Annotated in this window: 12 protein-coding genes; 8 read left to right on the top strand and 4 right to left on the bottom strand. The window is 41.2% G+C overall.

Features of this window, described 5'->3' with window-relative positions; all coding sequences use genetic code 11:
• Window positions 1-28: 28 nt before the first annotated feature.
• Entirely contained in the window at window positions 29-1,048 is a 1,020-nt protein-coding gene (locus tag AC3Z9T_RS14215) for a TerC/Alx family metal homeostasis membrane protein (protein WP_490126763.1), read from the bottom strand.
• 404 nt (window positions 1,049-1,452) lie between these two features.
• Here AC3Z9T_RS14215 and dapB point away from each other — a divergent pair, with 404 nt between their 5' ends.
• From dapB to carB, 3 genes are all read left to right on the top strand, one after another.
• Window positions 1,453-2,271 (top strand): 4-hydroxy-tetrahydrodipicolinate reductase, encoded by an 819-nt coding sequence (gene dapB, locus AC3Z9T_RS14210; protein WP_490126762.1) that lies wholly within the window; start codon window positions 1,453-1,455, stop codon window positions 2,269-2,271.
• Window positions 2,272-2,715: 444 nt separating this feature from the next.
• Window positions 2,716-3,879: a glutamine-hydrolyzing carbamoyl-phosphate synthase small subunit gene (gene carA / locus AC3Z9T_RS14205; protein WP_490126761.1), complete on the top strand. Its 1,164-nt coding sequence runs from the start codon at window positions 2,716-2,718 to the stop codon at window positions 3,877-3,879.
• Window positions 3,880-3,893: 14 nt separating this feature from the next.
• Window positions 3,894-7,115: a carbamoyl-phosphate synthase large subunit gene (gene carB, locus AC3Z9T_RS14200; protein WP_490126760.1), complete on the top strand. Its 3,222-nt coding sequence runs from the start codon at window positions 3,894-3,896 to the stop codon at window positions 7,113-7,115.
• A 79-nt stretch (window positions 7,116-7,194) separates the two neighbouring features.
• Here carB and AC3Z9T_RS14195 read toward each other — a convergent pair whose 3' ends face one another.
• Window positions 7,195-7,593 carry a hypothetical protein gene (locus tag AC3Z9T_RS14195; RefSeq protein WP_490126759.1) on the bottom strand — a complete coding sequence of 133 codons (399 nt, stop codon included), beginning with the start codon at window positions 7,591-7,593 and terminating at the stop codon, window positions 7,195-7,197.
• A gap of 167 nt (window positions 7,594-7,760) precedes the next feature.
• Between AC3Z9T_RS14195 and AC3Z9T_RS14190 the strand changes: the two genes are divergently transcribed.
• On the top strand, window positions 7,761-8,786 hold the full coding sequence (locus tag AC3Z9T_RS14190) for a MerR family transcriptional regulator (RefSeq protein WP_490126758.1): 1,026 nt from the start codon (window positions 7,761-7,763) through the stop codon (window positions 8,784-8,786).
• Window positions 8,787-8,824: 38 nt separating this feature from the next.
• Here AC3Z9T_RS14190 and AC3Z9T_RS14185 read toward each other — a convergent pair whose 3' ends face one another.
• Both AC3Z9T_RS14185 and metC read right to left on the bottom strand, forming a co-directional pair.
• Window positions 8,825-9,496, bottom strand: a complete 672-nt coding sequence (locus tag AC3Z9T_RS14185) for a DedA family protein (RefSeq protein WP_490126757.1) — start codon at window positions 9,494-9,496, stop codon at window positions 8,825-8,827.
• Between the two features lie 182 nt (window positions 9,497-9,678).
• Entirely contained in the window at window positions 9,679-10,863 is a 1,185-nt protein-coding gene (gene metC / locus AC3Z9T_RS14180) for a cystathionine beta-lyase (RefSeq protein WP_490126756.1), read from the bottom strand.
• Window positions 10,864-11,282: 419 nt separating this feature from the next.
• On the opposite strand from metC, the gene exbB reads away from it, so the two are divergent.
• The 4 genes from exbB (at window position 11,283) to yedF (ending at window position 15,483) form a co-directional block, all read left to right on the top strand.
• Window positions 11,283-12,206, top strand: a complete 924-nt coding sequence (gene exbB, locus AC3Z9T_RS14175) for a tonB-system energizer ExbB (RefSeq protein ID WP_490126755.1) — start codon at window positions 11,283-11,285, stop codon at window positions 12,204-12,206.
• A 7-nt stretch (window positions 12,207-12,213) separates the two neighbouring features.
• A complete protein-coding gene (exbD, locus tag AC3Z9T_RS14170) occupies window positions 12,214-12,642 on the top strand; it encodes a TonB system transport protein ExbD (protein WP_490126754.1) in 429 nt (142 codons plus the stop codon).
• A gap of 1,390 nt (window positions 12,643-14,032) precedes the next feature.
• The gene (gene yedE, locus AC3Z9T_RS14165) at window positions 14,033-15,247 is read left to right on the top strand and encodes a selenium metabolism membrane protein YedE/FdhT (protein ID WP_490126852.1); all 1,215 of its coding nucleotides are present in this window, start codon (window positions 14,033-14,035) and stop codon (window positions 15,245-15,247) included.
• On the top strand, window positions 15,244-15,483 hold the full coding sequence (gene yedF, locus AC3Z9T_RS14160; RefSeq protein WP_004926886.1) for a sulfurtransferase-like selenium metabolism protein YedF: 240 nt from the start codon (window positions 15,244-15,246) through the stop codon (window positions 15,481-15,483). Before yedE ends, yedF begins: the two co-directional genes overlap by 4 nt.
• The last annotated feature ends 184 nt before the right edge of the window (window positions 15,484-15,667 follow it).

Here is a 15,667-nt window from a genome sequence, read left to right as displayed (position 1 = left end):
ATAAATTGTATATCAAGAGGTCATTCCATTAATTAGTCTTTTTCGGGAAAACCACACTCGTAAGTACACCTACCGTTAATACTGCAAGTATTACCCACAAACTCATATTGGTTGAAATATTATAGCCATGGTGCCAAAGGTGATCCGTGGCATTTAAAGCTAATTTTCCCGCGACAAAAAACAGCAGCACAATGACGGCCTTTTCGAGATAAACCAAATATTGCTTTAGTGCCTCAAGGACAAAATACAAAGTACGTAGACCCAGTATGGCAAACATCATTGCACTATAAACAATTAGTGGTTCACGACTGACAGCGATAATGGCAGGCACTGAATCGAAAGCAAACATAACATCAGATAATTCAATAATCGCCACACATAGCATTAATGGTGTTGCATAGTAGGCTGCTTTGGTCGCTCTACCTACTTTGATATTCTTGTTTTCAGGTTTACTGAGTTCGTGCTCAACCTCTTTTTGGGTTAATAAAAAAGCATTGCCATTGATCTTGGGCCATATGGGAAAAAAGCGTTTAACTAAACGATAGGCAAGATGTTGTGAGTAATCTTCTATTTCATCATCATCACGTTGCTTCAACATCATGATTGCTGACCATGCCACAACAAACGCAAAAACCAGTTCAACATATGGCCCTAAGCTAAGCAGACCTGTACCGATAGCAACAAAAATGCCTCGAAAGACAATTGCACCGATCACTCCCCAATACAAAATACGATGCCGATAATGATTAGGTACTGAGAACCAAGAGAAAATAGCCATCATAAGAAATAAATTATCAACGGAGAGCACTTTTTCAAGGATATAACCCGTGATAAATAAACTGGCGACTTCTGAACCATGATGTAGATAGAGAAAAACAGCAAAAGCCATTGCGATCGCTACCCAAAACAGCGACCAAAAAATGGCATTCTTGAGTGTAATGGCTTTATCTGAACGATGCATGAATAAGTCGATGGCAATAGCACCGATGGCTAATGCAATAAAAACGATAACGGTTTCAGTGGGAAAACCAATATGAGTGTTAGTCATATGATAAAAAGCTACCTTGCTTAAAGTGAACCATTGTAACGATGAAATATAAGTTTAGACTTGTTAGCATATGATTCACAGTCATTTTTATACTCGTCATGCTTCAAGTTGCAGCGCTTTTCGTTGAGGTAGATGTGACTACGTTCACTCGCACCAGTCACATACTTCTGTATGCTCCTAGCGACTCGCTCACTGTCGCTTAGCTGCACCCCGAATTATTTAGAGTATAACAACTTTTTCTGATAATTTTAGCGCGTTATACGCTTTTGTTAATAATTGGTGATTAGCGCTAGCGTGGTTTTGATGAGCTGGTTAATCTATATAACAATGATTTTTCAAATTATGCAGTGGTTAAGGTTTGTGACCGCGTAAATCCACAGCAAGATGGCTAAAAAGGATATTAAATGACGAATTCAACAGTTCGAGTTGCAGTTGTTGGGGCGGGTGGACGCATGGGACGCCAGTTAATTCAGGCGGCACAACAACAAGGTATTCAGTTAGGTGCGGCAATTGAGCGAGCCGGTTCTACATTGGTTGGTACTGATGCTGGCGAGTTAGCAGGTATTGGTAAATTGGGTATTAGGATTGTTGATTCGTTAGAGGCAGTAGTTGATGATTTTGATGTGGTGATTGATTTCACTCGCCCAGAAGCAACATTACAGTATTTGGCTTTTTGTCGGGTAAATCGCAAGGCGATGGTAATTGGTACTACGGGGTTTGATGAACAAGGTAAACAAGCAATTTCAGACGCCGCTCAGTCCATCCCGATTGTGTTCGCAGCAAATTTTAGTGTGGGTGTTAACTTAGTTCTCAAATTATTAGAAAAAGCAGCAAAAGTGATGGGAGACTATACTGATATTGAAATCATCGAAGCCCACCATCGCCATAAAGTGGATGCGCCATCTGGAACGGCATTGGCGATGGGAGAATCGATTGCAAACGCACTAGGTAAAGATCTAAAAGATTGTGCGGTTTACGCGCGTGAAGGCTATACGGGAGAGCGTGAGGCTGGCTCAATTGGTTTTGCAACTGTGCGCGCAGGCGATATCGTTGGAGAACATACTGCTATGTTTGCAGACATTGGTGAACGTGTAGAAATAACTCACAAGGCTTCCAGTCGAATGACATTTGCTAATGGTGCTATTAGAGCTTCATCTTGGGTAGTTGCTCAAAATGCTGGGTTATATAATATGAAAGATGTTCTTTGCTTGGAAGATATCTGATTATTTTTTATTTTAAAATAACTGTAAATCATGGTATTGCATTATGTAATGTTATTATTTGCAGTTTTTAATTGTTTTTTATTTGTAGTGTTTATTTTTTATTGTTTTTTTGTCTCATTGCCTTCCGTTTGGTTAAATAATCATCTTTTATTATCCCTAAACATGATTTATCATCAGTTATGCAACTAATTCTATTTGCAACCGTTTACTTCGAGGTTATGGTTGCTAGTTTTAGTGCTCAATACTGTAAAAGTTAGGCTGATAACCAAAAAAGTAAGAAAAAAACGAAAAAAATGCGTTTTTTTCTAGACAAGACCTCATCTCATCATTAGAATGCGCGCAATTTGCCAAAAATTGCTTAAAAACGCATTTTGGCATTGATTTAGATCCTCAAATCTGAATTAATATGCACTAATTGTGATTTATTATTCCCTGGAGGGTGTTTTGATTAAGTCAGCTATACTGGTTCTCGAAGACGGAACCGAATTCCACGGGCGCGCCATAGGTGCTGAAGGGGCCGCTGTTGGAGAAGTCGTTTTCAATACGTCAATGACCGGATATCAAGAAATAATTACCGACCCTTCCTATTCCCGCCAAATTGTTACTCTCACTTATCCCCATATTGGTAATGTCGGCACTAATGCCGATGACGAAGAATCCCCAGAAGTTCATGCACAAGGTTTGATAATTCGTGACCTACCACTGGTTTATAGTAACTTTCGCGGTCAGGAAGGCCTATCAGAATACCTGAAACGCCATAACGTTGTTGCAATAGCCGATATTGATACACGTAAACTGACGCGTTTGTTAAGAGAGAAAGGGGCACAGAACGGTTGCATTATTGCAGGTGATAACCCTGATGTGGCCTTGGCACTGGATAAAGCACGCGCATTTCCCGGTCTAAATGGCCTAGATTTGGCAAAAGAAGTCTGTACCCAAGAAGCTTACACTTGGACTCAAGGTTCTTGGACACTTGAAGATGGCCAACTGGGAGCGAAAAGTGAAGACGAGTTACCGCTACACGTTGTGGCTTATGACTTCGGCGCAAAACGTAACATTCTCCGCATGCTTGTTGATCGTGGTTGCCGCTTAACTGTGGTTCCAGCGACAACATCCGCAGAAGTGGTGTTAGCGATGAACCCAGATGGTATTTTTTTATCAAATGGCCCTGGCGACCCAGCACCTTGTGACTATGCAATTAAAGCTATTCAAGATTTCTTAACAACAGACATCCCAATATTTGGTATCTGTTTAGGTCACCAATTATTGGCACTAGCAAGTGGTGCTAGTACCGTAAAAATGAAATTTGGTCACCATGGTGCAAACCACCCAGTAAAAGATTTAGATCAAAACGTTGTGATGATCACCGCTCAGAACCATGGTTTTGCGGTTGATGAATCAACTTTACCCGACACATTACGTGTGACACATAAATCATTGTTTGATGGCACCCTGCAAGGTATTCACCGTACTGATAAGCCAGCGTTTAGCTTCCAAGGTCACCCTGAAGCAAGCTCTGGTCCTCACGATGCGGCACAACTGTTCGATCACTTTATCGAACTGATTAATGAGTATCGCCAGAACCAATCAAGTCATAACGCAAAATAATCGGGAGCAACAAAATGCCAAAACGTACAGATATAAAAAGTATTCTTATCTTAGGGGCTGGCCCGATTGTTATCGGCCAAGCGTGTGAGTTTGACTATTCAGGTGCGCAAGCGTGTAAAGCACTACGCGAAGAAGGATATCGCGTCATTTTAGTTAACTCAAACCCAGCAACCATCATGACTGACCCAGAAATGGCCGATGCAACTTATATTGAGCCAATTCATTGGGAAGTTGTGCGTAAAATCATCGAAAAAGAGCGTCCAGATGCGGTACTGCCGACCATGGGTGGCCAAACAGCACTGAACTGCGCATTAGAACTTGAGCGCAAAGGGGTGTTAGCTGAGTTTGGTGTGACGATGATTGGTGCAACCGCTGATGCGATTGATAAAGCCGAAGACCGCCAGCGCTTTGACAAAGCAATGAAAAAAATTGGTTTGGATACTGCGCGTTCAGGCATCGCACACAATATGGAAGAAGCCTATGCGGTTGCTGACGATGTTGGTTTCCCTTGTATCATTCGCCCTTCGTTTACGATGGGTGGAACGGGCGGCGGGATCGCTTATAACCGTGAAGAATTTGAAGAAATCTGTACGCGAGGCTTAGATCTCTCACCAACGAATGAGTTGCTTATTGATGAGTCGCTGATTGGTTGGAAAGAATATGAAATGGAAGTGGTGCGCGATAAAAACGATAACTGTATTATCGTGTGTTCGATTGAAAACTTCGATGCAATGGGGATCCACACCGGTGACTCGATTACCGTTGCACCTGCACAGACACTGACCGATAAAGAATATCAAATCATGCGTGATGCCTCTATGGCCGTACTACGTGAAATTGGTGTTGAAACAGGTGGCTCTAACGTTCAGTTTTCGGTTAACCCAAAAAATGGTCGTTTGATTGTTATCGAGATGAACCCGCGTGTATCACGTTCTTCTGCATTAGCCTCTAAAGCAACGGGTTTCCCAATTGCTAAAATTGCAGCCAAACTAGCAGTTGGTTATACCCTCGATGAGCTAATGAATGATATCACTGGTGGTCGTACACCTGCGTCATTCGAACCATCAATTGACTATGTTGTGACAAAAATCCCTCGCTTTAACTTCGAAAAATTTGCGGGCACTAACGACCGACTGACAACACAAATGAAGTCTGTCGGTGAAGTGATGGCGATTGGTAGAACCTTCCAAGAGTCGATGCAAAAAGCATTGCGTGGTCTTGAAGTAGGCGCGACAGGTTTTGATCCAAAAGTAAGTCAAGAAGATCCCGAAGCGTTGACTCGCATTCGTCGTGAATTGAAAGATGCAGGTGCTGAACGTATTTGGTATGTTGCTGATGCATTCCGCGCGGGGCTCTCAGTCGATGGTATCTTTAATCTGACCAATATTGACCGCTGGTTCCTTGTGCAAATTGAAGAGTTAGTACGCTTAGAAGAGCAAGTGGCAGAGCAAGGCATCAATGGGTTAAATAAAGATTTCTTACGAGTGCTGAAGCGTAAAGGTTTTGCTGATGCACGTTTAGCGAAATTGGTTGGTGTGTCTGAAGCCGAGCTACGTAAACTACGCCAAGGTTATGACTTACATCCTGTATATAAGCGTGTTGATACTTGTGCGGCTGAGTTTGCTACTGATACGGCTTATATGTACTCCACTTATGAAGATGAGTGTGAATCAAACCCTAATTCAGATAAACCAAAAGTGATGGTGCTAGGTGGTGGCCCAAATCGTATTGGTCAAGGGATTGAGTTTGACTATTGTTGTGTTCATGCATCATTAGCGCTACGTGAAGATGGTTATGAAACTATCATGGTTAACTGTAACCCTGAAACCGTCTCAACCGATTACGATACATCAGACCGCCTCTATTTTGAACCAGTAACGTTAGAAGATGTTCTGGAAATTGTACGTATTGAACAGCCTAAAGGGGTGATTGTTCAATATGGTGGGCAAACACCATTGAAATTGGCTCGTGCATTAGAAGCCGCTGGTGTGCCTGTGATTGGTACTAGCCCTGATGCGATTGACCGTGCAGAAGATCGTGAACGTTTCCAACAAGCGGTTAATCGTTTGAATCTAAAACAACCACAAAATGCGACAGTGGCAACTATTGAGCAAGCTGTTGAAAAAGCAGCGGGTATTGGCTACCCGCTGGTGGTGCGGCCATCTTATGTTCTGGGTGGGCGTGCAATGGAAATTGTTTATGATGAGGTCGATTTACGTCGTTATTTCCAAACCGCAGTTAGCGTGTCAAACGATGCTCCTGTTCTGCTAGATCGCTTCCTTGATGATGCAGTTGAAGTCGACGTTGATGCTATCTGTGACGGTGAAATGGTACTGATTGGCGGGATCATGGAGCACATCGAACAAGCAGGTGTTCACTCAGGTGACTCAGCATGTTCATTACCTGCTTATACCCTTAGCCAAGAAATTCAAGATGTGATGCGTGAGCAAGTTCGCAGTTTAGCTTTCGAATTACGTGTTCGTGGTTTGATGAACGTGCAGTTTGCGGTGAAAAACAATGAAGTGTACTTGATTGAGGTTAACCCTCGTGCAGCACGTACGGTGCCATTTGTTTCTAAAGCGACAGGTGTTCCTCTCGCGAAAGTGGCTGCTCGCGTGATGGTCGGGCAATCATTGACCGAGCAAGGTGTTACCAAAGAAATCATCCCTCCTTATTATTCGGTGAAAGAAGTGGTACTGCCGTTTAATAAATTCCAAGGTGTTGACCCAATTTTAGGGCCTGAAATGCGTTCAACGGGTGAAGTGATGGGGGTTGGTCGTACATTTGCTGAGGCTTTTGCCAAAGCGATGTTAGGTAGCAGTTCTACCATGAAAAAATCAGGTCGTGCTCTGCTGTCAGTTCGTGAAGGTGATAAAACACGTGTTGTTGATTTAGCAGCTAAACTGCTAAAACATGGTTTTGAGTTAGATGCGACTCACGGAACAGCGATTGTGCTGGGTGAAGCAGGGATCAATCCACGTTTAGTTAACAAAGTGCACGAAGGCCGCCCGCACATTCAAGATAGGATCAAAAATGGTGAGTACGACTATATTGTTAATACCACTGCAGGTCGCCAAGCTATTGAAGACTCTAAGCTGATCCGTCGTAGTGCACTGCAATATAAAGTTCACTATGACACGACGTTGAATGGTGGTTTTGCAACCACTATGTCATTGAGTGCAGACCCAACTGAGAAAGTGATTTCAGTTCAAGAGATGCATGCGCAGATAAAATAGTTGAATAGTGAGTTATCAGGCCCTGTTATTGCAAAATAGCAGGGCTTTTTTGATGGTACGTCTTGGCGGTGAAAGCCCCCTATTGGATTGCTTGGCGATGCTTAGATATCTTATATTCAATATCCTTTATCCATGAAACTTTGAGGTCATGGAATTGTTGGTCGGCTGCAAAGAGTGCCGCGCCTCGTAAAGACAGCTCACGAATATCATCTTGTGGAATATTTGCCACGCTCATTTCGCGATTGAATTGGCGAAATGATTCCATTTTATTATCACAGTAGCCTAGAGCTGCTTCAGCAATCTCAGTGGCAGGTTGATTATTTTTACTGGCGATATCAAAAGCATATTGATCAATACACGATTTTGCTTCTTCGGCTTTTTCATAGCCGGGGGTACTGGGTTCTCCAACATCTAAGGTATCTGCTAACCCTATTGTAGGAAGTAAAAGCAATCCAATGGACATTGCTTTTATGTTCATTTATTTCACCATCATTTATCAGTGTGGATTATTAGGCCTGAGTATAATCAGTGCTACAGTGAACTACTACATGAAAAAGATAAAATTCTACAAAGGAAATATGACGAGTATATTGACTCTCACGTAACGTGAGGCACTAACCTGCATTCGATCTCAGGAGGACAGATATGCTATTTCAAGTGGGTGACATTGCCCAAAAAACAGGGCTAACCATCCGTACACTTCATCATTATGAAGAAATAGGGTTATTAGTTCCGACTGCAAGAACCGATGCAGGTTATCGATTGTATAACGTGCAATGTCTCGAACGTTTGACGCAAATTCAGATGTTAAGACAAGTGGGTGTTAAACTTAAAGACATCGGTGAGATCTTAGATGGTCAAAGTGGTGATATGGCGCAAATGCTGCAAGAGCGTATTGATGCACTGTCGGCGCAAATGAAGCAGATGGCTCAGTTGCAATATCGATTGGAGCAGCTTCAGCGGCAGATGCAGGCAGGCGACACTCTCACTCAGGCTGATTGGTTTTCCATTTTGGAGATGATGTCCATGTACGATAAATATTTTACACCGAAAGAATTAGAGCAGATGCCTCTTTATACGGCACATACCTTAAAGAGCCAAGAGTGGCAGCAGAGAGTGGCAGCGGTGAAAGCACTGATGCAGGCAGGGAGCGCCCCTGATTCAGAACAAGCGAAGAAGGTCGCAACTGAATGGATGATAGCGCTAGAACAAGACACGGGGGAAAATCCGGATTTTTTTGCTCGCTTAAATACTATCCATTTATCAGACAATGAATTTGCTATTTCATCAGGTATTACTGAGGAAATGATTGAGTATGTTGCGAAAGGGTTTAGTGAACACCAGCTAGCGATTTTTAAACCTCATTTAACGGAGCAGCAATTCGCTTTTGTTCGAGAGCACTATTTTGAGTCAGGTAGAGTTTGGCCTGAACTGATTGCGGGTCTTTATAATGCGCAAAGAGCAGGGCTTCCCCCTGAATCGGCAGAGGTGCAATCACTCGCGCAAATATGGCTAACCATGTTTAACCAATTTACGGGGGGTGATCCTGTTCTTCAGGAGAAAATCCGTCAAATCTATCGAGAGGATCCTGTTATTTCGCGGGGGACGTGGATGACACCAGTGATTGGGCAATATTTGTTTTCAGCATTAACGGTTTACTTCGCTTGCTAAAAACTATTTAGCCGCCTTTGTATAAAGGCGGCTTTTGCTTATTCTGTTTTATTATTAAGAGCTTTACGATGTTTCCAATACACCATAATCGATCCTATTAACCCACCAATTAGTAGCAGTACAGGTAAAATCATCAGTACACTAATGACAATTTGTTCATGCTGTTTGACGAATGGGATCTGATTCAATGCATAGCCTAGTGTGACAATAATTCCTACCCAAAGTAATCCACTTAACCAATTGAATAACTGAAAACGGCGGTGGCTTAGTTCAGATAGCCCTGCGAGAACAGGCAGTAGTGTTCGTACAAAGGCTAAAAAGCGTCCAATCAACAGTGCATATAACCCTTGCTTATGAAACATATGGTTAGCTTTTTCATGATATTCATGGGGGATTTGCGATAGCCAGCGCTTAACCAGTTTTGTTTCGCTTAACCATCTTCCCTGAAGGAAACCGAGCCAACAACCAATACTTGCCGCAGTGGTCAGTAATAAGATGGTTGGTACAAAGCTCAATACACCTTTCGCGATCAATGCACCTGAAAGGATCAATAAGGTATCACCGGGTAAGAAGGCCGCGGGAAGCACTCCATTTTCTAACACGATGACAACAAAGAGAACTGTGTAAATAACCCAAAGTACTTCTGGATTGGAGAGTTTAAGGAAATCGTGGTGCCAAAGTGCGAGTACGATTTCGCGTAGTACTTCCATAATCGTTCCTGTATTTACGAAAAAAGCTGCGAAAAAAGCGAATTCATTATTATCTTACAGGAAAAAATGACGATAAGTTTGATTTGTTTACTGAATGAGAGGATTAGTTGAAATTTTAATTGATATTATGCCAATACCTTCATGTTAGCGAACATCATGAAAGTATTGGAGAAAAATAAAGTTTAAATACGTTCGAATGCCAATGTTAGGTCATCAATGAGATCTTGTGGATGCTCTAAGCCAACATGGATACGGAAAAATGTGCCATCGTTGGGCTGAAAATTATATTGACGCATACTCAGCAAATCTTCTTTTTGATAGCCCAAAATTAACGATTCATAACCTCCCCATGAATAGCCCATTTTGAAGTGGTTAAAATGGTTGAGGAAGTCCTCAAATTGTTGCTGGGATAGGCGTGATTTTAGTTGAAAAGAGAACAAACCATTGCTGCCACTAAAGTCGCGGACAAAAAATTGATGTCCTGGGCAAGAGGGTAATGCAGGATGGAAAACACGTTCAACTTCAGGGTGTTGTTCTAACCATCGTGCAACGGTAAGACCGCTGGCTTCATGCTGCTTTAAGCGAGTTGCTAATGTATGTAAACCACGCCCAGCCATATACACTGTATCTGGATCGGCAGTTTGACCAAGTAAGTAGGAGTTTTCACGTAACGCCTCAATGCAACGTTGATTGGCAACGGCAACCCCTAACATGGAATCTGAATGACCATTGATATACTTGGTGGCTGATTGGATTGAAATATCAATATCTAATAGTAGAGGTTTCAGTAATACACCTGCTGCCCAAGTATTATCTATCATGATAATGGTTTCAGGAGCCTGTTGACGAATAGCTTGTACAATCGCGGGCAAGTCATGAATTTCCATGGTAATAGAGCTAGGCGCTTCTAAAAAAACAATGCGCGTGTTAGGGCGCATTAGTTTCACAATACCTGCACCAATTAGGGGGTCAAAATAGCTGGTGGTAACGTTTAGTTTAGTCAGGATGTTGTCGCAAAAGTTTTGTGTCGGATCGTAAGCAGATCCGGTGACTAAAATATGATCGCCAGAAGAGACAAATGATAATATTGCATTGGTAATGGCAGCCGCCCCAGAAGGATATAATACTGTACCCGCCCCGCATTCTAGTTCAGTCATGGCTTCTTGGAAGGCAAAGTGTGTTTGCGTTCCACGGCGACCATAGAAAAGTACTGAATTTGCGCGATAACGTGTTGCATGACGTTTCTCTTCTATGGTGTCAAAGATGACTGATGAAGTGCGCTGAATGATTGGATTAACCCCTTTTTGTGTATATTTAGGGTTTCTGCCTAGGTGTACAAGTTGTGTTTCGGGGCGGATCTTTGCCATATTGTGTCCTTGAACTTGCTTAAAGTAGGAAAATTGGAAAAGTGATTCATTGAAGTTAAATGATTTGATTGAGGAAGTACACGCTTTAACTTTCAATCTGATTTTTTTTCATGTCAGCGTAAAATAACCTTATGACTGTAATGGTCTTATTTGCTTCAGAGCAAGAAATAATAAAAAAATGTTGAATAGTAATGATAATTACTATCAATTCGCACCATGTTTGATATTATCAGCACCGCCATTTTAAAAAATGGCTAAATTGGGCGAGGGAATTTCGCTTTTATCGGTTAGTCGGTGATTGTAAGTGATGCATCATCGGCACACATTTTTACTTTAAATAATTCAAGGAGTAGTACTGCAACTTGAATTATGGTGAGTATATTAATAGAACACAGAAAAAGAGAGTATAAGGCCAACTGATGCGTAAACTAACAGCTTCTATTCTATTGGCGATGGGTCTGATGGGAACAGCACATGCAGATACCACACCTGCAACAACCTCTACATCAGCTCAAACAGCACCGGCAGCTTCTACTCCTGAAGCCAGTAATCCATCAGCCGTGACGCCAACAGCACAAAACCAACCTACTGCTGAAAATAGCATATCAGCACCTGTGATCAGTGAAAGTATTTCCATTGAAACTGAAAACCAAGGTGGCTTTGATAAAGACTTATCGGTTTGGGGTATGTATCAAAATGCGGACAATGTCGTTAAAACCGTCATGATAGGGCTGGTTATCGCATCAATTATCACTTGGGCACTGTTCTTCTCCAAAGGTATTGAGCTATTAGTGGCTCGCCGTCGCCTGAAAGCAGAAGCAAAAGCATTAGCGGATGTTAAATCTTTAGATGAAGCCGTGAGTATTGCAAGTAATTTTAAAGCAAACAGTGTGACTAGCCTACTACTTAATGAAGCTGTTGCTGAGAGAACATTATCTGCACAAAGCACAGACTTGGCTGGTATTAAAGAGCGTACAGGGTTCCGTTTAGAGAGAGCGATTGCGGCGATTAGCCGTTATATGGGGCGTGGTAATGGTTATTTAGCGACCATTGGTGCAATTTCTCCATTTGTGGGGCTATTCGGTACTGTTTGGGGGATCATGAATAGCTTTATTGGTATTGCTCACTCACAAACAACTAACTTAGCTGTTGTGGCGCCAGGGATTGCAGAAGCATTACTGGCAACAGCAATTGGTTTGATTGCAGCTATTCCTGCTGTGGTTATTTATAACATTTTTGCGCGTATGATTAATAACTATCGTGGTCAGGTTGGCGATGTTGCAGCACAAGCTGCGCTACTATTAGGTCGCGATCTGGATCTGGCAAATAGTAAAGCAAGGTAAAACGATTATGGCAATGCGTTTAGGCGATGAACAAGACGATAGCGGTGAAATGCATGAAATTAACGTAACACCTTTTATTGATGTTATGTTGGTTCTACTGATCATCTTTATGGTGGCTGCACCATTAGCAACCGTTGATATCAAAGTTGATTTACCTGCTTCGACAGCAAAACCACAACCGCGTCCGGAAAAGCCTGTATTCCTTACGGTAAAATCAGATAGTCAGCTATTTATTGGCGATCAGGCGGTAACGAAAGAACAGTTAGCAACATCACTTGATGTGGCAACAAATGCCAATAAAGAGACAACCATATTTTTCCAAGCCGACAAGAGCGTTGACTATGAAACAATGATGGATGTCATGAATGCATTACGCCAGTCAGGCTATCTTAAAATTGGTTTAGTTGGCATGGAAGCAACCGCACCTAAGCAGTAAATCATAATTTTTTTTACAACGCGTTGTATTTCAGCTGAGATACAACGCGTTTTTATTATTTGTTGTTTATTTAATTTCCTTCCGTTTTATGCCTTTAATCATTAATTTCTTGAATCAATACCGTCATTTTATAATTTTAAAGTGCATAAAAAATGCAACTTATTTGTTCGCTTTTTTTTTCACTTTTAGCTCTATTAGCTCACTAAGTGATTATTAAAAATAAACCATTTTTTCTTTATGGGATTATTTAATTTTGAATGGCGCTAAGTAGTTACGCGTATATTTTAACTCGAATTAGGCGTTCGCTTTCTTTGGGGAAAATATAACTGATTGTTTTTTAATAAATAAAAAGGAATGGGTAATATAATAGAGGATAGGAAAATAGCGTATTCATTTTGTGTGTTGTTGAATGATCAAGATAATAGAATAAGTTAGATTAATACTTATTATGCTTTCACATATATGATTAAATAAACATAACAATTAAACTTTAATCTATTTCCAGATAAGAAGAGTTAATTAAAAATTGATTTTGTAACATTTTCAAGATATCAGTAATTATGTAAATTATTTCTAAAAATATATATTAATGTTTAACTGAAACAAGCTTTATTCACAATGTTGTTGATTTTTAAGTGTATTTTTATTGTTTTTGGAAATTTTAGTTAAATGAAAAAAACACTTGCGCAACAATTGTGTTGCGTTATAATGCAAACAATAACATTTGGAAATACTTTTAAACACTTTTCATGCTTTAAACTATTTATTTTCTTTATACGCCAAACTAGGGAAATATAAATTAACCTTGGTATCTTGAGTTAACAAAAATAAGTTTTACCATATTGTTTTACTTTAATGATGAATCGGTTTATCAGTTGAAGAATGTTATTCTGAAGTCAAATGGGCTGATTTCAGACTACGCATAGCAATGCAACGCCTTAATCGGCAATTTCATATTATACTCCTCTATTATAGATAAATAAGACTACACATTCCTGCGTTATCTCTGATAACGCTTTTTTTTTGTGTGACTGCTTTCGCCTTATCTCTCCGCCCGCATTGGGCGAAGGTTTACGGCGGATTTTGCTAACTGTACAAATTGCGGTTTACTTAAATGCGGCTAGAATTATTTGCATAGATATCTTCACGAAATGAATTATCGGAGTATGATGTTACCCCTACCTGCTGTGGGGAATATACTCGTCATACATCAAGCTGTAGGGTTTTCGTTAAGGTATAAGTGACTAAGCTATGTTCGTCGGGTCATAGTGTTTATCTATGTTCCCCGCCTACTTCACTTGCCGCCAACCTACAACTCGAATTATTTAGAGTATAGATACAACGGCGGGCTTCTCTGCCAGGTACTGGCGTGAATCAATTGGAAGTTAACATGACTTGGTCTGAGTTTAAATCTCACTATCTCATCCGTTTTTGGAAACCTTTACCTGCCGTTATTGCAGCAGGTGTCTTATCGACATACTACTTTGGCCTAACTGGCACATTTTGGGCAGTAACTGGCGAATTCACTCGCTGGGGTGGGCACATTTTACAGCTATTTGGTGCTGAACCTGAAAATTGGGGATACTTTAAGGTTATTGGTTTTTCTGGCAGCCCATTAGATCGAATCGATGGTGTGATGATAATTGGGATGTTTGCTGGATGCTTCGCGGCAGCACTATGGGCAAATAATGTTAAATTACGAATGCCCCAACATCGGATCCGTATTTTTCAAGCTATTATCGGCGGTATTATTGCAGGGTTTGGTGCTCGTTTAGCTATGGGATGTAATCTTGCCGCATTTTTTACGGGGATCCCTCAATTTTCTTTGCACGCATGGTATTTTGCTATCGCAACAGCGGCAGGCTCTTATTTTGGCGCTAAATTCACACTCATGCCAATGTTTAGGATCCCCGTTAAGTTAAAAAAAGTCTCCGCGGCTTCTCCTTTAACACAGCGAACTGATGTGGCTAAAAAGCGCTTTAAGTTAGGTATGACGGTATTCTTAATTGCCATTGCTTGGGGTTTTTATACCTTATGGGATGCACCTGTATTGGGCATCGCTATTTTGTGTGGTATAGGGTTCGGTTTACTGATTGAACGTGCTCAAATTTGTTTTACCTCGGCATTCCGTGATTTATGGATCACAGGAAGAACCCACATGGCAAAAGCGATTATTATTGGTATGGCGGTCAGTGCGATTGGTATTTTTAGCTATGTGCAACTCGGCGCAACCCCAAAAATTCTTTGGGCAGGTCCAAATGCGGTTATCGGCGGATTACTGTTTGGCTTCGGGATTGTGTTAGCTGGTGGCTGTGAAACAGGTTGGATGTATCGTGCTGTTGAAGGGCAAGTCCATTATTGGTGGGTTGGTTTTGGTAACATTATTGGCGCGACCATTCTTGCTTATTATTGGGATGATTTGGCACCTTGGTTAGCAACGGATTTTGATAAGGTTAATCTACTCGAAACATTTGGTCCCCAAGGTGGATTAGCGGTGACTTATCTGCTATTGGCATTAGCCTTTATTTTAATGTTAGTGTGGGAAAAATACTTTTTCCGTAAACGCGCGCAAACTCAAGCAATTGCATCAACGGAGGCATTATGAGCCATAAAGAAATTATCCCTGACTATCGGTTAGATATGGTGGGGGAGCCTTGCCCTTACCCCGCGGTAGCTACATTGGAAGCGATGCCATCGTTAAAAAAAGGGGAAATATTAGAAGTGGTGAGTGATTGCCCACAATCGATTAATAACATTCCATTAGATGCAAAAAACTATGGCTATACGGTGTTAGATATTCAACAAGATGGGCCAACTATACGTTATTTAATTCAGAAATAATTGATTCCCATCAGATACCCGTCATACTTCTGTTGCAGCGTTGTGAGCCTAGCTGCAACACGAATTATTTAGGGTATCCCGTTAAATATAAAACATTAATTAATTGAGTTTCTAGTGTAGTTATTGGTTGTTTATTAAGTGTTTTTTTCATAATCGATAGCGATAATGTTGGCGGGTAATACCC

The sequence above is a fragment of the Providencia sp. 6390 genome, from assembly GCF_058148425.1.
This window is presented reverse-complemented; position numbering and strand designations above follow the sequence as displayed.